Source organism: Woeseia oceani (assembly GCF_001677435.1).
Lineage (GTDB): Bacteria > Pseudomonadota > Gammaproteobacteria > Steroidobacterales > Woeseiaceae > Woeseia > Woeseia oceani.
This window is the reverse complement of record NZ_CP016268.1, coordinates 2,326,040-2,349,655: the sequence shown is the minus strand read 5'-3', so window position 1 is coordinate 2,349,655 and position 23,616 is coordinate 2,326,040. Positions and strand designations below refer to the sequence as shown.

19 protein-coding genes, 1 tRNA gene and 1 pseudogene are annotated in these 23,616 nt (G+C 57.7%); 16 read left to right on the top strand and 5 right to left on the bottom strand.

Translation table 11 applies throughout. The features are described from left to right. Window positions 1-26 precede the first annotated feature (26 nt). From BA177_RS10565 to BA177_RS10540, 6 genes are read left to right on the top strand one after another with little or no spacing between them, the layout of a single operon-like run. Window positions 27-1,046, top strand: a complete 1,020-nt coding sequence (locus BA177_RS10565) for a class I fructose-bisphosphate aldolase (RefSeq protein ID WP_068619210.1) — start codon at window positions 27-29, stop codon at window positions 1,044-1,046. A 39-nt stretch (window positions 1,047-1,085) separates the two neighbouring features. Further along, window positions 1,086-1,901 (top strand): ABC transporter ATP-binding protein, encoded by an 816-nt coding sequence (locus tag BA177_RS10560; RefSeq protein WP_068616070.1) that lies wholly within the window; start codon window positions 1,086-1,088, stop codon window positions 1,899-1,901. A 26-nt stretch (window positions 1,902-1,927) separates the two neighbouring features. Further along, window positions 1,928-2,692, top strand: a complete 765-nt coding sequence (gene mlaE / locus BA177_RS10555) for a lipid asymmetry maintenance ABC transporter permease subunit MlaE (RefSeq protein WP_068616068.1) — start codon at window positions 1,928-1,930, stop codon at window positions 2,690-2,692. Window positions 2,693-2,701: 9 nt separating this feature from the next. Beyond that, window positions 2,702-3,166 carry an outer membrane lipid asymmetry maintenance protein MlaD gene (gene mlaD / locus BA177_RS10550; RefSeq protein ID WP_068616066.1) on the top strand — a complete coding sequence of 155 codons (465 nt, stop codon included), beginning with the start codon at window positions 2,702-2,704 and terminating at the stop codon, window positions 3,164-3,166. Between the two features lie 10 nt (window positions 3,167-3,176). Next, entirely contained in the window at window positions 3,177-3,782 is a 606-nt protein-coding gene (locus BA177_RS10545; RefSeq protein ID WP_068619209.1) for an MlaC/ttg2D family ABC transporter substrate-binding protein, read from the top strand. Beyond that, on the top strand, window positions 3,779-4,123 hold the full coding sequence (locus tag BA177_RS10540) for an STAS domain-containing protein (protein ID WP_068616064.1): 345 nt from the start codon (window positions 3,779-3,781) through the stop codon (window positions 4,121-4,123). The genes BA177_RS10545 and BA177_RS10540 overlap by 4 nt, the downstream gene beginning before the upstream one ends. 1 nt (window position 4,124) lies before the next feature. Here the strand turns inward: BA177_RS10540 and BA177_RS10535 are convergent, their stop codons facing one another. From BA177_RS10535 to BA177_RS10520, 4 genes are all read right to left on the bottom strand, one after another. After that, a complete protein-coding gene (locus BA177_RS10535) occupies window positions 4,125-4,883 on the bottom strand; it encodes an MlaA family lipoprotein (protein ID WP_068616062.1) in 759 nt (252 codons plus the stop codon). Window positions 4,884-4,927: 44 nt separating this feature from the next. After that, entirely contained in the window at window positions 4,928-6,436 is a 1,509-nt protein-coding gene (locus BA177_RS10530) for a beta-barrel assembly-enhancing protease (protein ID WP_156762785.1), read from the bottom strand. Between the two features lie 162 nt (window positions 6,437-6,598). Then, a complete protein-coding gene (locus tag BA177_RS10525) occupies window positions 6,599-7,066 on the bottom strand; it encodes a peroxiredoxin (RefSeq protein WP_068616057.1) in 468 nt (155 codons plus the stop codon). Between the two features lie 33 nt (window positions 7,067-7,099). Beyond that, window positions 7,100-7,630: a glycine cleavage system protein R gene (locus BA177_RS10520; RefSeq protein ID WP_068616055.1), complete on the bottom strand. Its 531-nt coding sequence runs from the start codon at window positions 7,628-7,630 to the stop codon at window positions 7,100-7,102. Window positions 7,631-7,743: 113 nt separating this feature from the next. Here BA177_RS10520 and dapA point away from each other — a divergent pair, with 113 nt between their 5' ends. The 3 genes from dapA to BA177_RS10505 all read left to right on the top strand — a co-directional run bounded on the left by dapA (window position 7,744) and on the right by BA177_RS10505 (window position 9,444). After that, window positions 7,744-8,634, top strand: a complete 891-nt coding sequence (gene dapA / locus BA177_RS10515; RefSeq protein WP_068616053.1) for a 4-hydroxy-tetrahydrodipicolinate synthase — start codon at window positions 7,744-7,746, stop codon at window positions 8,632-8,634. Then, a complete protein-coding gene (locus tag BA177_RS10510; protein ID WP_068616051.1) occupies window positions 8,631-8,897 on the top strand; it encodes a hypothetical protein in 267 nt (88 codons plus the stop codon). The genes dapA and BA177_RS10510 overlap by 4 nt, the downstream gene beginning before the upstream one ends. Before the next feature lie 456 nt (window positions 8,898-9,353). After that, window positions 9,354-9,444: transfer RNA gene (locus BA177_RS10505), tRNA-Ser, on the top strand. 33 nt (window positions 9,445-9,477) lie between these two features. On the opposite strand, the gene BA177_RS10500 is transcribed toward BA177_RS10505, so the two are convergent. Then, window positions 9,478-10,908 carry an NTP/NDP exchange transporter gene (locus tag BA177_RS10500; protein ID WP_068616048.1) on the bottom strand — a complete coding sequence of 477 codons (1,431 nt, stop codon included), beginning with the start codon at window positions 10,906-10,908 and terminating at the stop codon, window positions 9,478-9,480. A gap of 24 nt (window positions 10,909-10,932) precedes the next feature. Here BA177_RS10500 and BA177_RS10495 point away from each other — a divergent pair, with 24 nt between their 5' ends. The 7 genes and pseudogenes from BA177_RS10495 to BA177_RS10460 form a co-directional block, all read left to right on the top strand. Further along, window positions 10,933-13,821: a PEP/pyruvate-binding domain-containing protein gene (locus BA177_RS10495; protein ID WP_068616046.1), complete on the top strand. Its 2,889-nt coding sequence runs from the start codon at window positions 10,933-10,935 to the stop codon at window positions 13,819-13,821. Next, entirely contained in the window at window positions 13,818-15,137 is a 1,320-nt protein-coding gene (locus tag BA177_RS10490; protein ID WP_156762784.1) for a serine hydrolase, read from the top strand. The genes BA177_RS10495 and BA177_RS10490 overlap by 4 nt, the downstream gene beginning before the upstream one ends. Window positions 15,138-15,714: 577 nt before the next feature. After that, window positions 15,715-16,593, top strand: coding sequence for a serine hydrolase (locus BA177_RS10480; protein WP_197492980.1), 879 nt, complete (start codon window positions 15,715-15,717; stop codon window positions 16,591-16,593). Window positions 16,594-17,000: 407 nt separating this feature from the next. After that, on the top strand, window positions 17,001-17,627 hold the full coding sequence (locus BA177_RS18900; protein ID WP_068616039.1) for a PEP-CTERM sorting domain-containing protein: 627 nt from the start codon (window positions 17,001-17,003) through the stop codon (window positions 17,625-17,627). A 240-nt stretch (window positions 17,628-17,867) separates the two neighbouring features. Next, complete coding sequence (ypfJ, locus tag BA177_RS10470; RefSeq protein ID WP_068619206.1) at window positions 17,868-18,725, top strand: KPN_02809 family neutral zinc metallopeptidase; 858 nt, start codon at window positions 17,868-17,870, stop codon at window positions 18,723-18,725. A 1,339-nt stretch (window positions 18,726-20,064) separates the two neighbouring features. After that, window positions 20,065-23,145, top strand: a complete 3,081-nt coding sequence (locus tag BA177_RS10465) for a TonB-dependent receptor domain-containing protein (protein WP_197492979.1) — start codon at window positions 20,065-20,067, stop codon at window positions 23,143-23,145. A gap of 9 nt (window positions 23,146-23,154) precedes the next feature. Next, window positions 23,155-23,583 (top strand): annotated as a pseudogene (locus tag BA177_RS10460) (neutral zinc metallopeptidase); the annotation flags it as partial. Between the last annotated feature and the right edge of the window lie 33 nt (window positions 23,584-23,616).

Genomic DNA, 23,616 nt, shown 5'->3' with positions numbered 1-23,616 from the left:
GCAAACTGGAATTTGGAGACGGTGGCATGGTTCTCAAGCAATTGAACGTAGTGGCGAAGGCGATGGTCGCCGATGGCAAAGGTATTCTGGCGGCCGACGAAAGCTCGCCCACGATCAAGAAGCGATTCGACACGATTGATACTGAATCCACCGAGGAAAGCCGTCGTCGCTATCGCGAAATGCTGATTACGACGCCGGGCGTCGAGAAATACATTGGTGGCGTAATCATGTATGACGAGACCTTGCGTCAGGCAACCAGTGATGGCGTGCCGTTCGCGAAGTACATGGCCGATCTCGGCATGATCCCCGGCATCAAGGTCGACATGGGCGCCAAGCCGCTGGCGGGTTTCCCCGGCGAAACCATCACAGAAGGCCTTGATGGTCTGCGCGGCCGGCTCGAAGAGTACTACAAGCTGGGTGCCCGCTTCGCCAAGTGGCGTGCGGTCATCACCATTGGCAAAGGTCTGCCGAGCGAATTTTGCTTGCAGGCCAATGCACATGCGCTGGCTCGCTACGCGGCTCTGTGCCAGGAAGCGAACATCGTGCCGATCGTAGAACCTGAAGTGCTGATGGACGGTGATCACAGCATCGGTCGTTGTGCAGAGGTGACATCGGCTGCGCTGCAAGCGCTGTTCGCGGAGTTGGCGGCTCACAAGGTGGCGCTCGAGGGCATAATCCTGAAGCCGAACATGGTTATTTCCGGTACCGAAGCGAGTAATCGCGCCGGGACTCAGGAAGTGGCCGAGGCGACCTTGCGTTGCCTGAAAGCCCACGTACCGGCCAGCGTCCCAGGCATTGCGTTCCTGTCAGGCGGCCAGACAGCGGAAGAGGCGACCGAACACCTGAGCCTGATGAACGCGGCAGGCGACCTGCCGTGGGAGTTGTCTTTCTCGTACGGTCGCGCGTTGCAGGCTCCGGCGCTGGACGCCTGGCGCGGCAAGGAAGAAAACTACAAAGCCGGTCAGGACGCCTTGATCAAGCGCGCGAAGCTGAACAGCCTCGCACACCTTGGAAAATACGACAGCAGCATGGAAGCGGCAGCCTGAGACCGCCGGGCGGCGAATGCCGCGCAAGTCGAAACCGACATGGATAAAAACACTGACGCCTTAATCGAGATTCGCGATCTCGATTACTCCCGCGGGCAAAAGCAGATATTCAAGAATCTGAATATCACGATTGCTCCTGGCAAGGTCACTGCGGTCATGGGACCCAGCGGCACCGGCAAGACCACGTTGCTGCGTTTGATAACGCGGCAACTGGTTCCGGACCGCGGTTGTGTGCTCGTGGACGGCGTGGATATTTCCCATCTCAAAGAACGGGAGCTGTTCAAGCTGCGCAAGCGTTTCGGCATGCTGTTCCAGAACGGTGCGCTGCTGACCGACCTGTCAGTGTTTGAGAACGTCGCCTTTCCGTTGCGCGAACATACGCGGCTGACCAATCGTTTGATCCGGCACATTGTCCTGACCAAGTTGCATGCGGTGGGCTTGCGCGGGGCAGCGGACATGATGCCCTCAGAGATGTCCGGCGGCATGGCGCGGCGGGTTGCCCTGGCGCGCGCCATGGTCATGGACCCGGAGATCCTGATTTACGACGAGCCGTTTGTGGGACTGGACCCGATATCCATGGGGGTCATCGTTCGACTGGTACGAAAAATGAACGATGCGCTTGGCATTTCCAGCATCATCGTAAGCCACGACGTACAGGAGGTGTCGACGGTGGCGGATATCAGTTACCTGATTTCCGACGGTCAGGTCGCCGCATCAGGCAGTCCTGCTGAACTGAATCAGACGTCCTCGGAACTGGTCCGGCAATTCATGCACGGGATGGCTGACGGTCCTGTAGCGTTCCACTATTCGGCGCCCAACTACGCCGAGCAACTGCTTGGGCGGGATACCGAGTGACGCTCAACGGCCCGGCGGTATAGAACATGTTCCGAGAAATCTATTACACGTTCTTAGAATTTCTGCGTACGTTTGGCGCATTGCAGTTATTCTTTTTGCAACTGGTGCGCAATTCGCCAACGGTCTTCGTGCGACGCTTCAGGCTGGTTGTCCAGCAGGTCTACAACACCGGCGCATTGTCATTGGTCATTATCATGGTCTGTGGCTTGTTCGTTGGCGGTGTTCTCGGCTTGCAGGGCTATTCGAATCTGGCCCGCTTCAATGCGGAAGATTCTGTCGGCACCTTCGCGGCTTTCTCGTTATTGAAGGAGCTGGGCCCGGTCATTACCGCATTGCTGTTTGCTGGCCGTGCAGGCACCTCGCTGGCATCGGAAATTGGCCTGATGCGAGCGACCGATCAGCTTTCGGCCATGGAAATGATGGCGATCAATCCGGTACGACGGGTCCTGGTGCCGCGCTTTCTCGGTGGGGTGATTTCAATGCCACTGCTGACCGCCGTGTTTACGATGGTGGGCTTGTTTGGCGCACACGTGGTCGGCGTTAACCTGCTGGGCGTCGATGCCGGCGCCTTCTGGCAACAAATACAGAACTCCGTGAGCCCCGGTGATGTCTACGAGGGCATCATCAAGAGTTTTGTATTTGGCATTGCCGCCAGTCTGTTCGCGGTATGGGAGGGCTATAATGCGATTCCCACCGCGGAAGGGGTTGGCCGCGCCACTACACGGACAGTGGTCATTACGGCAATAACCGTCCTGATCCTTGATTTCATGATTACCGCAATTGCGATGTAAGGAATAACAATGCAACAGACACGTTCCGTTGAGCTTGGCACCGGCCTGTTTGTTCTGCTGGGCATGGGTGCGCTGTTTTTTCTCACGACTCAGACCACGGGCACGGACGCGTTTTCCGGCGAAAACACCTATGAGGTAACCGCGCGCTTTGAAAACGTAGGGAGCCTGAAGAACCGTGCACCGGTCGCAATGTCCGGCGTCACTATCGGGCGGGTAACCGGGGTACGTTTTGATCCCGAACAATTAAACGCTGAAGTGACTTTCGTGATTGATCAGCGTTACAGCATGATCCCGGAAGATTCGGACGCCAGCATTCTTACTGCGGGCCTCCTGGGCAGTCAGTACATCGGACTGCAACCGGGTGGCTCGGATATGTATCTTGAAGACGGTAGCGAAATTCAATTCACGCAGTCCGCCGTGGTTCTGGAGAACCTGATCAGCAAGTATTTGTTCAGTGCGGGCAGCAATGAGTAAGGCTTACGATATGAAGATCAAAAAATACCTGGTAACGATACTGTTCGCGGTTTTTGCGCTCAATGCGCATGCACAGTCGCCGACCGACCTTATTGAAGGAGCAGCGGACACGTTGGCGCAACGTATCGATGGCCGCAAGGATGAATTTCGTCAGAATCGCGCCGCGTTATACCAGATGATTGACGACATATTGCTGCCGCGTTTCGATCGCGACTACGCAGCACAACTGGTTCTGGGGCGTACCTGGCGTACCGCCAGCGCTGCTCAGCGCAAGCGATTTGTTGATGCATTTTACCGCGCCTTGCTGCACCGCTACGCGGATGGCGTGCTTGAATTTGATCAATCGAAGATCGAAATTCTGCCGTACCGCGGCGGCGACGATGACAAGCGCACGACGGTGCGGACGTTCGTCACGCTCGACGATGGCACGCGGGTTCCGGTCAACTATGCATTGGTTAACCGTGACGGCAAATGGTTGATGTTTGACGTTACGATTGAAGGTATTTCCTACGTAAGAAACTTTCGTGCCGAGATGAATTCGGAGATCAACGAGAAAGGCCTGGAAGCGGTTATAGAACGCCTCGAGGCTGAAGCGGCAGCAAACGACGCGTCATGAGTAATTTCAAGTTGGCGGACCTGGGCGAAGGTCGCTTTGCGCTCTCCGGCGAAATGGGTTTTCGCTCGGCTGACCAGATACTGCGTGCCAGTGAAGCATTGTTCGACGAGCACACGCGGATCGAGGTCGATCTGCAGGGGGTCGACAAGACGGATTCGGCGGGCCTTGCATTATTGCTTGAGTGGATCACCTGGGCCAACCACACCGTGCGTGAAATTCGGTTTCTCAACACGCCGGATAAAATCACGGCTATCGCGCGTACGACTGAAGTGGATGGCTTGCTGAAGCGAGGAGAGCGTTGGTCGGGCTTCATCGAGGCCCCCAACGACGAAGACGACTGAATTAAGGCTCTTCGTCCAGCATGTCGTCATAAATGTCGTCGTAAAAGTCGTCGTCCATTGGCGGGTCGCCGTCATAGATTTTGTAATTGCGATTCTGCAAGTACGATTCCCGCAACGTGATGTAACGGTCGTTCGAATCCTCGAGGAAGCGCTCGGCGGTCAAGAGACGGGTTCGCAAGTCAATTGCCTGCAGCACGCGCAATTTGTCGCGCACTGACGAGTTCTCGTAGTAGTGCAGCGGGCCACTGAGTATGTCGACCGGCCGGGCCAGTGCATCGCGCAAGGTGCTGGGCCCAAAGAATGGAATGACGACGTAAGGGCCGTCGCCGACGCCCCAGACCGCCAGTGTTTGGCCGAAGTCTTCGTCGTGTTCAGTCAGTCCGAATTCCGTGCCGACATCGATGAGTCCGCCGATACCCACCGTGCTGTTCATCAGGAATCGTCCGATATCGACGAAACCATCACGACCTTTGCCTTGCAGGAAGTTGTTCAGCGCCACAGCTGGCGTGCCCAGGTTGTCAAAGAAGTTGCTGATACCCCGCCGCGCAAGGTCCGGCATGATCTTCCGATAACCTTTCGCCAGTGGCTTCAGGGTGGCCTTGTCGACGGCAGTGTTGAACGCATCCGTCTTGCGGTTCACGGTTTCCCAGGGGTCACTTGCCGCGCCGGCCGCCCCTGCTTTGGCAGAGCCATTACTTGCGCACGCGCTCAACGCCAGGGTAACGATCAATAGCAGTACCGCAGTGTATCGGTGGGGCATTGGGTTTGGGTCCTGTGACGCAGACGGCCAGCGCCATTGTCTGCTTAATGCGTGTAGGCTGCCGGGCGGCGGACTGCGCCGGGTACGCGGCTACGTCGCAACTGTTGGAGTTGTTCTTCGGACATGTATTCCTGAATTCGATCGATGCGCGCCTCGAAACGTATGCGCTGAATTTCCTGCAACTCGGGCAATGCAAGTGCCTGCCGCAAAAAGCCAACACCACCCACCAGGTCGCCAATCATAAAACGATATTCGGCCATGTAATAGTGCGCTTCCGCGCTGTCGCCTGCTTCGTCGGCGGCACGGGCGATCAGTCGCACCTGTTCCGGGGTCGGCGGCACGTTATTGAGCAGGTCCAGCAACAGTCGGTGCGCTTCGGCCGGCTGGCCGAGCCGCAGCAATGCTTCGGCGTAATGTACGACCAACGGCACGTTGCGCGGAAACAGGTTGAGGGCCCGCTCGAACGTGGCCGAGGCGCCGTCAATGTCTTCCAGTGCGAGTTGCGCCTGACCCAGACCTATGTGGTAGGGGATGACGTCCTGATCGCGACTGGCGAGTTCCTCGAAGATGGGCTCAGCCTCCCGGTAACGTCCTGCCCGCATGTAGGCGAGGGCACGGCCGTATTTGTCGGCTGCCGATTGTTTGCTGTATTCCTGCAACTCGAAGCGAGCGATTGCCTGATCGGCGCGCTCAAAACTCTCGACCTCAGTGCGTGCCCGGGCAATGCCGTAGCTGCGGCTGTTGCTGCTGGCCACCGGCGGGTAGTCTCTGGCGCGACTGCGAGCCTCTGCGATACGCGCGCTGCTGACCGGGTGAGTGCGCAGGAATTCCGGCAAACGGTATTCTACCGGACGGGTGTCGCGCGAGATCACTTCAAAGAAGGAGGCCATACCTTCCGGATTGAAGCCCGCTTTCGCGAGCGCTTCCATGCCAACCCGGTCAGCCTCGTACTCATTGCTGCGCGTGAAGTCGATCTGCTGTTGTACGGCGGTACCCTGGGCGACGGCAATTGCGCCCTGAACGGCGTCGCCACTGCCGCCCGCCGCGCCGACCAATACAGCGCCTAACATGATGGCCGTGCTGAGAATGCTTTGTCGCTGATTCGCGTGAATGGCGCGCGCGATGTGGCGTTGCGTAACGTGTGCGACTTCGTGGGCAAGCACGCCGGCAAGTTCGTCTTCACTGCGGGTTGCCTGCAAGAGGCCGGTATGCACGCCTATGTAGCCGCCGGGTAAGGCGAAGGCGTTAATGTTGGGATCGTCCACCACGAAAAAGGTGAACTTCTGTTCGCCATCGTTGGCTTGCGCGGCAATTCGATGACCGATTTCATTAATGTATTCGGTCAGGATGGGGTCTTCGATAACCTGACCGCTGGCCCGCAACTGGGCCATGATCGCTGCACCAATTTGCGCTTCGTTGGATTTCGAGAGTACGGCATCTGCCGGGCTGCCGATGTTCGGCAAATTGATCTCGGCCGCCGACAACATCGTCGAGCTGCCGATAGTCAGCAACGCGATGAGCAGGCGAACGTGGCAGGTCACTGTTTTTCTCACTCGTGGATCACCCGGGTAAAGTGGTTGGCATCAGCTCTTCGGACTCCGCGATGCCAGCCGCGTTCCCGATAATACCCGCCTGCTGTGCGCTGCCAAGCGGAGTTTTGCCGTTCCACCTCGGTAGAAGCTTTATAATCCTCTGATAAATAAGAGGAAAGTGGGTTAACAATTCTTGGCGGCAGCCAGTACTTCTGCAGCGTGTCCTTTGACTTTGACCTTGCGCCATTCCGCGCGCAATTTGCCGTCCTCGTCGATGAGAAAGGTGCTGCGCTCGATGCCCATGTACTTGCGGCCATACAGGTTTTTCTCGCGGATGACATCGAAAGCCTTACACAAGCTCTCGTCCTCATCTGACAGCAGATCGAACGGAAACTCTTGTTTGGCCTTGAACTTCTCGTGCGAGGCGATGCTGTCGCGGGAAGCGCCCAGAATGACGCAATTCTGGCGCTTGAATTTAGCGTACAGGTCGCGAAAGTCCTGTCCCTCGGTGGTGCAGCCGGGGGTCGCATCTTTCGGATAGAAATACAGCACGACTTTTTTGCCGCGCAGTGCTTTGAGTTGGATGGTTTGTGCGCCGGTTGCCGGACACTTGAAGTCGGCAACAACGCGGTTGAGGCGTGGTGCAGGCATGTTATCTCCTGGGTAGCGGTTAGGCGCGGCCGGTCAGGCTTTGACCGGCTCGATCAGGCCGTCGAGGTTCAGCTGGTCGCAGATTTCCATGAACTCGTCGCGCAGCTGGGACAGGTGGACTGAGCCCGGGACATTGACGCTCATCTGCACGGCGAACATCGGTGAGCCGGTGTGCGCGGCGGGGTAGCTGCGGGTTGCGAGGTCGGCGATCTCGATGTTCCGACTGGCGAAAAAATGCGACAGCTGAAACACGATGCCAGGCTGGTCCAGAGCGACGACATCAACGGCGTAGGGCATGCTTTCTTCGCTGCGCTTGCGAACGCCGGTCTTCTTGATATTGATCGTCAGATCGCGGTCTTTGCTGAGTTTGTCGAGACTCGATTCAAGCTTGCTCAGCGTGTGCCAGTTTCCGGACACCAGCAGCAACATCGCAAACTCGGTACCCAGCGCCGCCATGCGGCTTTCTTCAATGTTGCCGCCACAATCCAGGATCACTTTGGTGAGGTCGTTGACTACACCGGCGCGATCGGTACCAATCGCGGATAAAACAATAAGTTGTGACATTTTTCTCGATTTTTACTGAGTTTCTCGGGTGCCGCTGAGGCAAGACGATGCTCGCTTGCCAGCACCGGGGGTGAACAGTAACATCGCCGCCTTTGTCGTGGCGAGGAGATATTGTGTTCGAAGGCAGTCTGGTGGCGCTGGTCACTCCGTTTGATTCGCGTAACCGTGTCGACTATGGCGCTGTTGAACGTCTGGTTGAATTTCATGTGGCCGCCGGGAGCAATGGTCTGGTCGTCGCCGGTACGACCGGTGAGTCGGCTACTTTGCTGAAGGGCGAACACGCCGAGTTGATCAAAAACGTGGTCGACATGGTGGCGGGGCGCATGCCGGTGATCGCGGGTACGGGTTCCAATTCGACATCGCAGACTATAGACCTGTCGCTCGAAGTCGCGGAGTGCGGTATCGATGCCTACCTGATGGTGGCGCCGTATTACAACAAACCGGTGCAGGAAGGCATCTACCAGCATTTCGTGACGATCGCGGAGCAGGTCGACAAGCCGATCATGTTGTACAACGTGCCGGGCCGCACGGTAACCGACATTCTGCCCGAGACCGTTGCGCGTCTTGCGGCACACCCAAAGATATTTGGTATCAAAGAAGCCACGGGGAGTGTGCAGCGCCTGAAGGATATCAAGGCTCTCGTACCCGATAGTTTTCGGCTGTTCAGCGGCGACGACTTCACGGTGTGCGATTTCATCGAAGTGGGCGGTCACGGTGTCGTCACCGTGAGCGGTAACCTCGCGCCAGCAGCGCTGGCAACGCTGTGCCGGCTGGCGAGCAATGGTGAGCTTGAGGCGGCGAGGGCACTGGATGCAACGCTGCAACCATTGAACACTGCGCTGTTCGTCGAGTCGAATCCCATTCCGGTCAAATGGGCGCTTGCAGAAATGGGTCTCATTGAAGCGCATATTCGCTTACCATTGACGCCATTCAGCGAGCGGTATCACGAACAGATGATTAATGCGATGAACACGGCAGGAATTGCACTGAAGGCGGCGTCATGAAACAGCAGACTCTGATAACGGCGACTCTGGCCGCCACCGTGCTGCTCAGCGCTTGCGGCGGCACGGCTACGGTCGAATGTGACGAGCAACAGTTGTACCAGAGCGCTGTTCCCGGTAACCGCATTGAAGTACCGGAAGGACTCGACGCCCTGGCCGCGAACCGCGAGTTGACTGTGCCCAAGGCATCCCCACAAGCGCCGCCACCGCCAGGAACCTGCCTGGACGCGCCGCCGACCTTAAGCACCAGTTCCTCCAATAAATAGACAACAGCGCTCAGCCGGTTAGAATACCGGCCGCCGTGGGCGCTCACGCGCTCTGTGAATGGCAGGATGCCGTAGCGCAGGCGCCCGCAGGGTGAGCGGCAGGAAGCCGCGAATCAAAGCGAGTGTGCTGACTGTCAGTAAGTAGAAAATTCGGAGAGGTGGCTGAGTGGTTTAAGGTGCTCGCCTGGACAAAGCGGCAGGAAGCCGTTTTGGACGCCGCAGCGTAGCGCAGGCGCCCGCAGGGTGAGCGGCAGGACGCCGCGAATCAAAGCGAGTGTGCTGACTGTCAGTAAGTAGAAAATTCGGAGAGGTGGCTGAGTGGTTTAAGGTGCTCGCCTGGACAAAGCGGCAGGAAGCCGTTTTGGACGCCGCAGCGTAGCGCAGGCGCCCGCAGGGTGAGCGGCAGGACGCCGCGAATCAAAGCGAGTGTGCTGACTGTCAGTAAGTAGAAAATTCGGAGAGGTGGCTGAGTGGTTTAAGGTGCTCGCCTGGAAAGCGAGTGTGCGGTAATACCGCACCGGGGGTTCGAATCCCCCCCTCTCCGCCACTCAACAACGTGAGTCCCCAGAGATCAAAGCGGCTAACGGGATTCCTGCGCAGCTGCCGCAACAGTATCCGGCACGACTGCCATTTTCTTCCAGCGCTTGTGCTCCCGGTGCAGGTAGGTGCTTAACGCTATCCATACCAGTACCAGCAAGATATTGATAACTACGAATCCCATGTAGTCCAGATCAAACACGCGTGTGCCGATCAATATGGTCATTGCGGCCAGGCCGTCACCCAGCCTGACGAACAGCGTGTCGACCGTTGGTTTGGCCTGATAGAGCATTTCCTTGGTCGTTGGCAGCCACAACATGTGTCTGGCTGTGTTGTGGATCGAATAGGCGCTGGAGTTCTCGGCAATCTTCAGTACTTTTATGAGCCCGAGTATGGGCACAAATGCCATCGACGCGTACGCCGCCAGCGACACAAATGGCGTGGTAAACAACAGTGCCTGCATCCCGCCTGCGCTCAGAATTCTCGAGACAATGAACGCTTGCAGGAACAGCGTCGAGAAGTTGATCCAGAAATAAAAATCCCCGTAGAACGCCGTGGTCGCTTCGTTCAGTGCGACGTTGTAGGCGAGCGGATCGTTTTGCAGCTCAACCAGTGTTCCACCAATGGTCTCCTGCACGATACCGAACAACAGGTTGTCACCACTGGTTACGACCCAGGTGAATACCATGATCATCAATGCCGTTATGGTGAGGTAGCGGTGTTTCAGTATCAGGTGGTACGGGCCTTCGTTGACCGGAGCGGCCGGCTCATTCCAGCGGTCTTTGGTCCACGCCGATGGGTCGCCATAAGTGCCTCGCCGGTCAGTCCAGGCAGCCAGCAGCATGGCGACCAGTAACGGAATCAGGGCTACGAGGAGCAGGTCAAACGCTTCCACGTAGGGCAGCCGAACCAACTTCTCACCAAGCCATGACCCCGTGGTTGAGCCTAGCGCCGCGCCGATGGCGATCAGGGGGAACAGCCGCGCACCTCGTTGGGCGCCATAAATATCCGCGCAAAACGCCCAGAACAGTGCGACCAGCGTCACACTGAATATCCCGACAAACAGGTAGAAAAGTATGCCCGCGAAGGGGATACGCGTGAACATCAGGTTCGGCTGCGACAGCCAGAAGCCGATAAGGACGAAGGCAAAGGCAGCGCCGACCCGCAGGATAAGATCGCGGCGTGACCATTTCGCCGCCAGCCGCGCGTAGGTAGGCAAAATGGCCACGAGTAACATGCTTTGTGCGAATGCCGAGTAGGCTTTGACCTCCAGTTTCGTCAGTCCCGCGATGTCCGTGACGGCTAGCCAGCCCTCCCGAACCGGCTTGATGAGATAGTATGCAGCGAGTATCAGGAATATATTTCCTACCAGTACGAGGCAGGTAACGCCTTCACGCGGCTGAACGTCGGCGAATACCCGTAAGAACCGTTCGAATCGGGAAAAGTTATCCGCCTGTTTGGTACCGGCGCTCATGGTGAGGACCCCGGAGAAATGCTCATGAAGTTGCTTGCCCGATCAGCTTTGTTGCTGTTAACGAGCGTTGCAGGCGCTGCGCCGCTGGACCCGCCATCCCCTGCTGTTGTAACTGCGGCGCGCGCGATTGTACAGGATATGATCGCGAATCCGCGTGGTCCGTACAGCCGCATTCGCTGGTATTGCAACGATGGAACGGTTCAGGCGCCGGTCCCGTATGCCTGCCGGGAACACGGGGGCGGGCGGCAACACGCCGAATATTCAGCCCAGCGTACAGCGCTTGCCGACATGGGGTGGTCGGTCGGCACCGTGTTCGCGGGCCTGACCTTCGAGGAACTGTTCGAGTCCGGTGAACGGCAAGAGAGGCTGCGTGAACTGGCACTCGAACGCTACTTGATCGATACCGACGCGGGCTGGGTTCTGCGACGTGCGAGGAGTTATCGCGGGCGGGTGCAAGTCGAGGATGAAATAGCGGCGGGCATGGCGCTGTTACTCCGGCTGCTGGAGGATTCGTCCTGGGTCAGCGAGAACTTCCTGTTGGCACGGGAAGCGGTCCGGGTCATCCCGCACGGTGAGGACACCGATCTTTCGCGCCGGATTCGCCGTGCCGCGATCGAACTGGCAGAGCTTGATGCCGATGCAGAGCAGTGGCGTGCGGAGATTCACTCGGACCCGGGCCCCGGCATTGCGGCGCGGTTACGTCAGTGGCTGGATCAGGGGCGGCAGGCAGCGACGACTGAGGCAGGCTACGCGTTGGTCGCTGATCTGGGACGTTTGTACGGCCGTGATGGCCGCCGCGAACGACTCGATCTGTCACTTGAGCGGATGCGTAACACTCGTGCCAGTTCGAACTGGGCCGCCGGACTTGCCGGTGTATCTGCGTTACCCGCCCGGGAGCAAATCCCGCGACTTTGCAGCGCGCTTGCCGAGGCCCGGTCGAGCCTACTGCATACGTTGCCTGCGCGGGGACGACTGGCGTTGCTGGACGCAATGCAGAACCTCGATACCGAAGTCTTCGTTGTGTACCAGGACATCGACGGCCGTGAGTCCATGACCCGCGCGGATCTCCTGATGCTGAGCGCTGCGCTGGTCGATTGCGCGTACGGTGCGGGTCTGCTTTCCGTTACCGAGCGGTCGACTCTGCTGACCGGCCTGTCGTTGGATAGCGTGGATGCACTTGCGCTTGACGACTACCGCCGAATCATAGCTCGTCTCAAGCGCGCCCCGGGCTGGGCTGTTGGCTCAATTCGACATACGTTTGCGGAAGCGCTGGTGCGCTACTCAGCGCTCGAACCGGGCGCATTGCGCTTCAGCGACGACCTGCTTCGCGGTTCGTCGATGTGGCTGTTGGGGGACACGCTCAAAGTGCTGTCGCGAGACCTCGATGCCATTCGCGGCAGCGTTGTGCAGTTTAACGGTCGCACGGTTGCATCTGCCGTTGCACTGAACGGCGGAATAGCGACCGGCAGACTGCGGATATTTGAATCAATACAGGCCATTGAATCGGCTGTATTGCAGGCAAGCGATATCGTTCTACTGCCGGAGACCATCGCGGAGTTGTCACCGGTCGCCGGGATCTTGACGCTGGGGGAGGGCAACCCCCTGTCGCACGTGCAGCTGCTGGCGCGAAATTTCGGGATACCCAACGTCGCCATTGGTCAGGACGCCGTCGAGTATTTGCGAGCCGTTGCGGACTCCACGGTAGTGCTGGTTGTAGATAACGACGGCAATGTCATTCTTCGGCCAGCCGACACCGCGACGGCCGGACTCTTGTCCGGTCAGCCCACGGCACAGGCACGGTCGGCCGAACGTTTCCGAGTGCCGTTACCGGATTTGTCGGGCGTACAGCTGTTGCCGTTGTCGGCTCTTGGCCGGGAGCTCTCCGGCAGGTTGGTCGGTCCGAAAGCAGCCAACCTTGGCGAACTGAATCGCCTCTTTCCCGGCCGGGTTGCGCCGGCAATTGCTATTCCCTTTGGTGTGTATGCAGCGCACCTGCAAGCGGCCAGCCTCGGCGAACGAATCGGCAAGCTATTTGCCGCCAAAGAAAACGGTGCACTGGGCACTGAGGAATTCGACAAGGCGATCGCTGCCGTGCGCGCGGAAATTGCGGCGCTGAATCTCGATGGCCGGGTACGATCTGAACTGACCGGACTGATGCGCAAAGAATTCGGCGAGCCGGGAACGTACGGTGTGTTCGTCAGGTCGGATACGAACGTTGAGGATCTGCCGCGCTTTACCGGTGCGGGACTGAATGAAACGATACCGAATGTGGTTGGGCTTAACGCGCAGCTGAACGCGATTCCGCGCGTCTGGTCGTCTGTTTTCAGCCCGCGTGCACTTGCCTGGCGATCCAACGTGCTGGAGAACCCCGAACATATTTATGCCTCGGTCCTCTTGATGAAAAGTGTGCCCGCGACGAAGTCGGGCGTGCTGGTCACTGCGAATCTCTTCGATCGCGACGTACCGGCCCTGACTGCTTCCGTGGCCTGGGGCGTCGGTGGCGCGGTGGCCGGGGAGCCGGCAGAAACGACTGTCATTCACAAAGACAGCAGTGAAATTTACTCGGAGGCAAAATCAGCGTACCGGCGCGAAATTCTTGCGAGCGGTGGCGTTGCCTGGAAACCTGCGCCAGCGGGCCCGGTGCTGCGGGCAAACGAAATTGATGCGCTGCGGCGATTGGCTGTCGAAGTCAATGAGAAGTACGCCGCGGTTTTTGACGATGCGGGCCATCCGCGTCCCTGGGATATTGAGTTCGGGTTTGTCGACGGTGAGTTGACGCTGTTTCAGATCCGGCCTCTGGTTGAACGGGGCAACCGCGATGCCGATTCGATACTGCGGCAGTTGTTGCCGGATATTGCATCGCCCGGCGACAGGTCAGCTAGCGTGGCTCTGCATGAACGGGTCCAGCTGTGAGCCCGTCAAGTCAGTCTTTGCGCCGGGTCCTGGCCTTGGCCTTGGTCACTGCAGCGACTTCGGCGCACGCATACCCGCTTGATGATCTGACCTCGGGGATTCGTCGGCTGGAAGGTGAGCGTCTCGCACAGCAAATGCCGAACGGGCCAAAGCTCGCACCCGGTCAGCTCTGGAGTGCGGCGGACATACAGCTGGGTCTGCTGGGCTACGACGGGCCGGATTTCGACCAGCTGCCGCCGGATCCCGGGCTGGCGGCGTTTCTTGCCGGAAATCTCAGAGCTCGAGACCCGAGCTACAGCATGGTCGTTGTCAATTTCTCTGATCCGGCGCAGATACGCTGGGCCGGGTTGCGGCCGGACCTGAAGCAAAATGCCGGCAGCGTCGGCAAGTTGCTTTGCATGACCGGCCTGTTCTATGCACTCGCGGAGGCATTCCCGGACCCCGCGGATCGCGCGCGCATCTTGCGCGATGCGGTGTCGCCCGCCGGCCATTGGGTCAGCAATGAGATTCACAAAGTACCGAAGTGGAGCGATGCGGAACAACGCAACCGTTACTCGGTCATTCAACCGGGTGACCGCTTCCGGCTGAGCGAATGGATTGATCATGCAATTTCCGCATCCGCGAACGGCGCCGGTTCGATCATCTGGCGAGAAGCGATGCTCATTCGCCACTTCGGTTCCAGCTATCCGAGAAGCGACGAGGAAAACGACCGCTTTTTCCGCGAGACACCGAAAGGCGTTCTTTCCAGCCTTGCCCGATCGGTGATCAGCGAGCCATTGCTGGCGGCCGGCATCGACACCGCCAATCTTCAGCAAGGCTCGTTTTGGACGACAACCTCCAAAGCCATCGTGCCAGGCATGATCTCGTTTGCCACGCCAAGAGAGCTGGCACGCCTGGCGTTTCGACTCGAGCAGGGTCGACTGGTCGATGAGTGGTCGAGTCTGGAAATGAAAAAGTACATGTACCTCACGAAACGACGTTACCGCTACAGCTATGCACCTGAGTTACGTGACGCTGCGGTTTTTTTCAAGAGCGGTTCACTTTATTCGTGCAAACCGGAAGAAGGCTTCCGCTGTGACAAGTACATGGGCAACGTGCGTAACCTGATGAACTCGGTGGCGGTCGTCGAGGGGGCGGGTGATTCAGGCCCGCACTATATTGTTTCACTGATGTCCAACGTCCTGAGATTCAATTCGGCATGGGACCACTCGCGTATTGCGGCGGCTTTGCACGAGACGATTCTCACCGATTCCACACAAAGCCTGCGCGAAGACGCAACGGCCGTCGAAATCCAGGATGCGGGGAGAAGCGAATGAGCGTGGGGCCACGGCGCACCGGCTGCTAAGTCCGGTACGCCGGCTGCCCGCCTTAGGTACTCTGCAATGCGCCTGTTTTCGGCAGCAATTGCGGGTGCTACAGTCGGCGAATTGCACGATCAACAGGCTTTGACCCCGACAACCAAGGGGGATTTGTTAGGGGTTTACGCGCGGGTTTTTTGGGCGGTAGTACTTTTCGATCAACCGCATGCCGCCGTTGCAGGTGTTCGCGATTGCCAGAGTATTGCGTTGCAGTGGCCTGATCCGTGTTACCGCAGGTAACGCCGCTTGCGTCACTGGTGGCCCACTTGTCCGTGGTGTTCGTCCTTCTTCCGGCTTATTCCAAATCATGAAAAAAGAAACCAATTCAGGCGCTTGTTCGATCGAAGCCCCGGCGCGTAAGGCGTATCGCGCGGCGGCCTCCGGCGCGCTTTCTTCCCGGGGCACGCCAGGCCCTGACACCTCGCGTACTCGGGTCGGTTACGGTCTGGCAGCCCTGTTAAAGCTGGCGGGATGCTGTCATATCGTCAGACCTGTTCTGCGGCAAAGCGGAACAAGGGCTGGAATACGGAGTTTCTTGCCGGCAGTCCTGTTGCTGACCTTGGCCCAGCTCGCCGCCGCTGCAACGGAATGGCAGCCCCTGTATTCGAGGGTGGATCCGTCGCTGCAGCTGGCCATGGAGAAGCGCCTTAAAGAGAATCCGGAATGGGCGCGCCTGATCCGTTCCAAGAAGATGGCCATCGGACTTGTTGATCTGAGCGGAAAGCAGCCGCGGTTCGCCCGGGTCAATGGCAATCAGATGATGTATGCGGCCAGCCTGCCGAAGATCGCCATCCTGCTTGGTGCCTATGTTTCGTTTGAGGACGGCTCGCTGGCAGAGACCGATGCGGTACACGCCGATCTTGCGGATATGATTCGCGTATCGAGTAACTCGGCTGCAACCCGCCTGATCGATCAGGTCGGCATGGCCAAGATACAGACGGTCCTCAAAGATCCCCAATTCGGTTTCTACGATGAAAATCGCGGCGGTGGACTGTGGGTTGGCAAGCGCTACGCCAGTGATGGTCCGCGAGTCGGCGATCCGCTGTACAACATTTCGCACGGTGCTACGGTCACCCAGGTCTGTCGCTTTTTTTACCTGCTGGCTAAAGGAAAACTGATCAGCCCGGATCGTTCGGCGCAGATGCTGGATGACTTGGCTGACCCGCACCTGCACCACAAGTTCGTATCGCAGGTTGAAGAACGTGCGCCGGATGCGCAGATGTTTCGCAAGTCCGGCACCTGGAAACAGTGGCACGCGGACGCGATCATGGTGCGCGGTTCGCAGTGGCGTGACTACATTCTGGTTGGACTGGTGGAAAGCAAGAACGGCGAAAGGGTGCTGCGGCAGGTATTGCCGGCCATGGAAGAGCTGATAGTGCCGGCCGAATTTGCGGAAGGCACCAGCCAGCTCTAAGCAGGAAGACGCGTACGCTCAATCGGACAAGGGGAGCGTCACGGGTCATCAGGCCACGGTCGCCCGAGGTCACCGGAGTGGGGGCCCCGGGGCAAGGCGGCGCAGGCCGGCGCGACGGGTGTTGCCTGCGCCGCTCGTGCAGCGCTGGTTGGGCAGTCGCTGTTTCCGGCCTGCAGCTCACGGCGATAGCAATGCCAGTAGTGGCCCCTGAACGCCGTGCTGATTTCTGCATTGAGGGCTGCGTCCCGTGGCCCTGGCGCCTGACCGAAGCTGTCGGCGTCTTTTACAGTTGGCTGATATCCCGCTTACAGAAAGAATTATAAGCTATTGAATATTAATAATAATATGACTTCGGCATGATCATTGCTTTGTAACCTATAACACTCGCACAAAGCAGGGACGATCCAATGAAAGGCATATTCAAAACACTCGCAATTTCATCGCTGGTATTTGGCGCGGCGAGCGCGCAGGCGATACCGGTTGAAATTAGCTTTACCGCCGACAACGTGACTGATTCCGGTGGGCTGTGCGCTACGGCGGACTGCCTCGGTGGCACCGGCTGGGCGGCATTGGGTGCTGTACCCAATTCCGCAAACTGGCGTGCGGCTGACAGCGTTACCGTTGATCTGGGCGTTGGTACGCACTGGTTCGCGTGGTTGGTCAGCAACACGGGCACCGGCAGCGCTAACAACCCGGCCGCGCTGCTGGCCGAAATCCTCTGGGATGGCAGCAGCAACTCGTCTTCCGCATTGTGGGAAGTCAGTACCGACAATGGTGCTACGTGGGAAGTGGCTACCTCCTACGGCGCGAATGGCGGCAACAACATCTGGAACTCTGTGAACGGTGGCCCGGTGTCCGGCATCAGCGGCAATGCCGAATGGATCTGGACGCCTTACAATCACAACATTGAAATGCACAACAGTGCCTGGCTGCGTACCAGCATCACGATCGCCAGTGTCCCGGAACCTGGCACGCTGGCCCTTCTGGGTCTTGGACTGGCCGGTATCGGCTTCTCGCGACGCCGCACGCGCTGACACCCGAACGTCAGAAGGCAAGATCAAACGCCTCGCTGTTGCGGGGCGTTTTTTTTTGCTGCAGCTTTCGTGGGGCATGAGTGCTCGGTTGCATGAGCCCCGAACTCTATGGCGGACGATAGGCGTGCATCGCTGGCCGCAAGAAGCGTGCCCGCTGTAACGATTGTTCACGACATTTTACGCGCTGTCCGGTGATACTCTTCGGCGACAGAATTGCAACCGATGGCTCCGGAGACCGTTATGCGCTGGAAAGGTCGCAGACGCAGTACCAACGTAGAAGATCGCCGGGGCGCGAGTCGTGGCGGCAAATTGCTGGGCGGCGGGATAGGGACGATTGTGGTTATCCTGTTCGCGGCTTACACCGGTATTGATCCGAGCTTGCTGATGCAGGGACTGGAGGTGGTCAACAGTTCGAGCCAGTCTTCGCAACCGCTGCCGGACGACCTGCAAAACGACCCGACCGCCAACCGGGTAGCCGTCGTACTGGCCGACACGGAAGAGGTCTGGAGCCGGATTTTCGACAGCGGTGGGCAAACCTACCAGCCTCCAACGCTGGTGCTGTTCACCGGTTCCACCCGTTCTGCCTGCGGACTGGGGCAAGCCGCAATGGGACCGTTTTATTGCCCGGCTGACCGCAAAGCCTACATCGACCTCAGCTTTTTCGAGGATCTGCGAGACCGTTTTGGTGCCCCCGGTGATTTTGCCCAGGCCTATGTACTGGCTCACGAAGTTGCCCATCACGTGCAGAATCTGCTGGGCGTATCCGGCAGGGTCCGCGAGTTGCAACAGCAGGGACGCAATCAGGCCGAGGTCAATCAGCTGTCCGTGCGCCTCGAACTGCAGGCGGACTGTTTCTCGGGAGTATGGGCAAATCGGGCAGAGCAGATGTTCGGCATCCTCGAGGACGGTGATCTTGAGGAGGCGCTGAACGCGGCGACGGCGATAGGCGATGATCGTTTACAGCGACAATCGCGCGGCAGTGTTGCGCCGGACAGTTTTACCCACGGCACATCCGCACAACGCAAACGCTGGTTCAAAGCCGGTTTCGATACCGGCGACCCGGACGCCTGCGACACGTTTTCCAGCGTCGCACCCTGACGCCGATTGCGGCTAGCGCTGGCGCGCAGAACCGCTACAATCGCCGCCATGCTGCAGTTCAGCCATCTCGCATTACGGCGCGGTGTGCGCCTCTTGCTCGAAGATACCTCGCTACAAATTCATCCGGGCCACAAAGTCGGTCTGACCGGCGCTAACGGCAGCAGCTATATCGGCTTGATCAGCCCGGTCAGCCGTTGGTTGGCGATTGCCCATCGCGTGCGTTATGTGTATTCACCGCTCGGATGCACATTAGCAAAATGCAGAGACCTGATATCGACATCCTGTTGCCGTTCTCCAAGTAACTGTTATCGATGTCGGTGTGATCGGGATAACAATTAGATACTGCTTCGCTGAACTGGGAATGAGTGTTATCGCAATAAAACGCGAGTCCCGAGTTTCTCAAGGTACGAGCTTCGCTAACGCCGGACAGCTTACGTTTAGTCTTGCGGACTTTCTTGCCAACCCCAGGACTTGCTGAAAACTCCGCAACTTGCTCTCGGGTAAATTCGGGCGTTCAGGATCAGGTTGTCATTTGATCGCATACCCGGGACAGAAAAAATCCTGATGCAATGCATGCCGGCGCCAGGCGACATACTATGATTCCTATTCAATCAGCATTTCACTTTGGCAAACTGATGGATATTCTTTGCACGCAACTACCCTTCAATTTCGGGTAATCGACAGTTCGCAAGTTGGTATCGCGGGCAACCCATTCAGAAGTCGAATACGCACGCCCGAACTCCGCAACCAAGCAGCAGTACGGCTCCGAAAAATTTGTCATTCCCACTAAGGAGCTATCGACATTGAAACATCGTCAGAGTCCTTATGGGAACCGTTCCGCGCGGCTGCGTTTTTGAAGTCAGATAATATTGAAGATGCCACGACTCTTGCTTAGAAACTGCAACTCCTGTTGCAAGAGAAGTATGCAGCGAAGATTGTACGTCGACCAGATTTTATAAATCCGGCTCTATCGAATCGCATACGCTACTCCACTGAATGATGGTCGTCAGCATCCAAAAGTTCTGCAGTGCTTCCGCAGAAAAATTACTGCGTATCAGCAGGTTGACTCTTCCCAGCGAGCAATAAATCACCGGCAGCCACTGACATTTTCTCGTTGATATTTTGTTCTGCGCTATAACGAGAGGCTATACGTTTTCCAAGAAACGCTATTGGCTGAATTTCTGACGAGCTGCTAGTTTCATTGCAAGAATGATTGGTGGCTGTGGGTATATACGCGATGCGACTGGATTACTGGCGTCCATCATGAATCGGGAGATATTTTCGCAAGCCAATAAAAAAGCGAGCAACACACGCTTTGGCTAACACCGGGGGAAATTAGATGACTACGTCCGAAAACTTCAAATGCATTGGTCATGGCGCCGGCATGGGAATCCTCATGCTCATGATTCTTACTGTGAGTGTGCCCAGAGCACTCGCGCAGACACAGTCCGAACAAGACGACGCCGAAGATGAAGTGTTGGACGAGGTCACTGTAACTGGTACGCAGATCAAGGGTGCTGCAATTTCCGACGCGCTCGCAGTATCCGTCTTCGGCCAACAGGATGTCGAGGCCATGGGAATCAGTTCCGGTGACGAATTGCTGGACTATATCCCGGAACAGGGCCAGAACTTCCAGACCGAGGCGGAATCTGAGGCCGGCGGCATTAACTCGGTACGCGGCGACATCGGCGCGTTCAACCTGCGCAATATGGGCACCGGCAATACGTTGGTTCTACTGAATGGCCGCCGTATGGTTCAGGCCGCCGGCTATCAGACCGAGCTGGTGGGTGGCAGTTTCGTGCCGGTCAACACGGTTAACTCCAACGCGATTCCGACTATGGGTATAGAGCGAGTAGAGGTCTTGCGTGATGGCGCGTCGGCCATCTATGGCGCCGATGCCGTAGCCGGTGTTGTAAACACGGTGCTGCAAACTGACTACGACGGCCTCACGATCGGGGCGCGGCTCGATTCGTATGAAAATATTCCCCGTGACGACCAGCGCGTCAATATCAAATGGGGGCATGATTTTAACCAGGGACGCAGCAACATTTCCGTGTTTGCCGATTACTACCACCGCGACCGTGTCAGGGCTCAGGACGATCCGCGTTGGGCGAATGCAGACCAACGCTGGCTCCTCGACGAGGATAACCCGTGGGCTTCCTTGACGTCTTTCCGGAACGATTCAATAAATTCAGGGTTCGGGCAGTTTGACGCCGAAGACAGCCGCACCGGCGGCAATGCCGACCCTGCAGGATTCACCGATTCGGGCGGTGAGTTCGAGGTCGTGCCGATGAGTGACTCGTATTGCCAGCATGCGGATGCGTGGCAAATCAACGAGGCGGTTTGTGGTCTGCCTGATGGCGTGTACACGCACGACGATGGCCGCGTAGGTAACGTTCGCTATAACCTGAATGAAGATCGTGACCTGGCTTCAGAACTGGACCGTTACAACGTATTCGCGACCTTTAATCATGAATTTGACAGTGGCACTGAGGCTTATACTGAGTTGTCCTGGTACAGCGCGAAGACTCATTCGACCCGTTCCCCTGCTTCAACCAGCACGGGTGTCGAGTTCGTCATTCCCGCAGACAACTACTACAACCCATTCGGCCCCTGCGGTTCGGACAACCGAGTTGTGCCGGATGATGACCCTGATGTGCCGTGTGAAGGTGTACCCCTGATCGAGGATTATTACCGCTTTGTCGAGGTCCCGAGGATTGTAGACAATGACAACACGACCTGGCGCTTCCTGCAGGGTTTTCGTGGGGCCTGGCAGGACTGGGACTGGGATACGGCGCTGGTATGGTCAAGAGCCGAACGTAATGACAACAACCATAACCGCGTTTCCTACACCTTGTTGCAAGAGGCTCTGGAGGATACAACCCCGGCTGCCTATAACCCTTTCCACGGCAACGTTTTACCGTCGAATATCGAACGAGCGCTGGTGACCGTATACCGGAAAAACAAGACCGACCTGAAGATGGTCGATTTCAAAATGACTAATGCCGAGTTGTTTGACTTACCGGCCGGTCCGGTCGGTATTCTGCTTGGCGCCGAGTACCGCGAAGAATCATTCGTGGATGACCGTGACGACAGACTGGATGGCACTATTCAGTTTACCGATGTTGATGGCGACACGTTCCCGTACGTCTCCGACGTGGCCCAATCGAGCCCGTCGTCGGACAGCAGTGGCAAACGGGGTGTCACGTCCCTGTTCATGGAGATGGCGGTACCCGTATTCGAAAGTTTAGATTTGCAGGCCGCCGTGCGTTACGAGGACCTGTCGGATGTTGGTGACACCACGGTTGGTAAACTGTCCTTCGGCTGGCGACCTATCGACCAGCTGCTGTTCCGCGGTTCCTGGTCTGAGGCATTCCGTGCACCGAACCTGATCACGGTCAACGAGGGCCTGGTTGTGCGCATTAACAGCCGTACCAATTATGTCTGCCAATATGCCGTCGATACGTGGGAAGCAGCGCATGAAGGGCAGCCCGATTTCGATGCGGCTCAAGAAGAACTCAATTGCTTTACGGGAACTCAACGCCAGGCACAGGGCGCCGAAAACCTGATCCCCGAGAAGTCTACCAACACGTCTGCCGGCTTTGTGTGGCAGCCCACTAACAACCTGACACTGACGGTGGACTTCTGGAGCATCAAAAAGAAGGACACTATCGGTTTGTTTGGCGAAACCAACCACTCGCTCCTTGATGCCTTACTCCGTATCGAGAATGGCCTGAACAGCTGCGATACGTTTGGAGGCAACACGGCGGTCGGCTACCTGGATGTTGATGCCGAAGACATCCCATTCTACACAGCGGCTGGAATTTGCCCGGCCGGTGAGATGGCAACCATCAATGATATCTATGCAAACCTGGACAACCGAACCGTCGAAGGTCATGACATCGGTCTGTTCTATGGCATGGATAGTGCCTTCGGGTCCTGGGACTTGAGTCTTAGAGGTACCTTCTATGACAAGTACGAACAGTCAGCCGGCCCTGCGACTCAAGAATTGATCGATGCTTCGGCAGCGGGTGTATTTCCGGAGACTTTCACCACTCCAACTGGCTTTGGTGACTTGCTGCGCCAGGATGGGAACCAAGAGACCAAGTTCAATGCTCGCCTGTCCTGGAGCAAGGACGCCATGGCCGCAAGAGTCTCGGCTTACTACCTGAGTGATTTTTACCAGAGTTCCCTGGGTACGCAGGACGGTCAAGAATGGGTGATACCGTCCATGACCACCTACAACACGAGTTTCGACTATCGCACTGACCTGTTTGGCACAAATACGCGTTTCCGCTTTGGTATCAATAACCTGACCAATGAGCGTGCTCCGCTGGCTGACCGGTACTTTGGCTATTTTGCAGACGCGCATCGTGACTATGGGCGCTACTACTATGTTGACGTCAGAATGACTCTCTAAGTCAGCTGATTGCAACACCGCTATGGTGCCCCCGGTGATTTTGCCCAGGCCTATGTAGTGGCTCACGAGGTTGTCTATCACGTGCGGAACCTGCTGGGCGTATCCGGCAGGGTCCGCGAGCTGCAACAACAGGGACGCAATCAGGCCGAAGTCAATCAACTGTCCGTTCGACTGGAGTTGCAAGCGGATTGTTTTTCGGGCGTGTGGGCCAATAGGGCGGAGCAGATGTTCGGCATCCTGGAAGAAGGTGACCTGGATGAAGCGCTGAATGCGGCGACGTCGATAGGCGATGACCGACTGCAACGTCAATCGCGTGGCACTGTCGCGCCGGACAGTTTCACGCACGGCAGTTCTGCGCAACGCAAACGCTGGTTCAAAACCGGATTCGATACCGGCAATCCGGACGCCTGCGATACGTTTACCAGCGGATCGCTCTGACGCCGATTGCGGCTAGCGCTGGCGCGCAGAACC

Bases quoted from the DNA above. Each gene is read 5' to 3' on its own strand.
- BA177_RS10520 (WP_068616055.1), bottom strand. From the start codon at position 7,630: ATGTCACAACTTATTGTTTTATCCGCGATTGGTACCGATCGCGCCGGT.
- BA177_RS18900 (WP_068616039.1), top strand. From the start codon at position 17,001: ATGAAAGGCATATTCAAAACACTCGCAATTTCATCGCTGGTATTTGGC.
- BA177_RS10500 (WP_068616048.1), bottom strand. From the start codon at position 10,908: ATGAGCGCCGGTACCAAACAGGCGGATAACTTTTCCCGATTCGAACGG.
- BA177_RS10525 (WP_068616057.1), bottom strand. From the start codon at position 7,066: ATGCCTGCACCACGCCTCAACCGCGTTGTTGCCGACTTCAAGTGTCCG.
- BA177_RS10495 (WP_068616046.1), top strand. From the start codon at position 10,933: ATGAAGTTGCTTGCCCGATCAGCTTTGTTGCTGTTAACGAGCGTTGCA.
- BA177_RS10545 (WP_068619209.1), top strand. From the start codon at position 3,177: ATGAAGATCAAAAAATACCTGGTAACGATACTGTTCGCGGTTTTTGCG.
- mlaD (WP_068616066.1), top strand. From the start codon at position 2,702: ATGCAACAGACACGTTCCGTTGAGCTTGGCACCGGCCTGTTTGTTCTG.
- BA177_RS10560 (WP_068616070.1), top strand. From the start codon at position 1,086: ATGGATAAAAACACTGACGCCTTAATCGAGATTCGCGATCTCGATTAC.
- BA177_RS10535 (WP_068616062.1), bottom strand. From the start codon at position 4,883: ATGCCCCACCGATACACTGCGGTACTGCTATTGATCGTTACCCTGGCG.
- BA177_RS10540 (WP_068616064.1), top strand. From the start codon at position 3,779: ATGAGTAATTTCAAGTTGGCGGACCTGGGCGAAGGTCGCTTTGCGCTC.
- mlaE (WP_068616068.1), top strand. From the start codon at position 1,928: ATGTTCCGAGAAATCTATTACACGTTCTTAGAATTTCTGCGTACGTTT.
- BA177_RS10465 (WP_197492979.1), top strand. From the start codon at position 20,065: ATGACTACGTCCGAAAACTTCAAATGCATTGGTCATGGCGCCGGCATG.
- BA177_RS10510 (WP_068616051.1), top strand. From the start codon at position 8,631: ATGAAACAGCAGACTCTGATAACGGCGACTCTGGCCGCCACCGTGCTG.
- BA177_RS10565 (WP_068619210.1), top strand. From the start codon at position 27: ATGGTTCTCAAGCAATTGAACGTAGTGGCGAAGGCGATGGTCGCCGAT.
- ypfJ (WP_068619206.1), top strand. From the start codon at position 17,868: ATGCGCTGGAAAGGTCGCAGACGCAGTACCAACGTAGAAGATCGCCGG.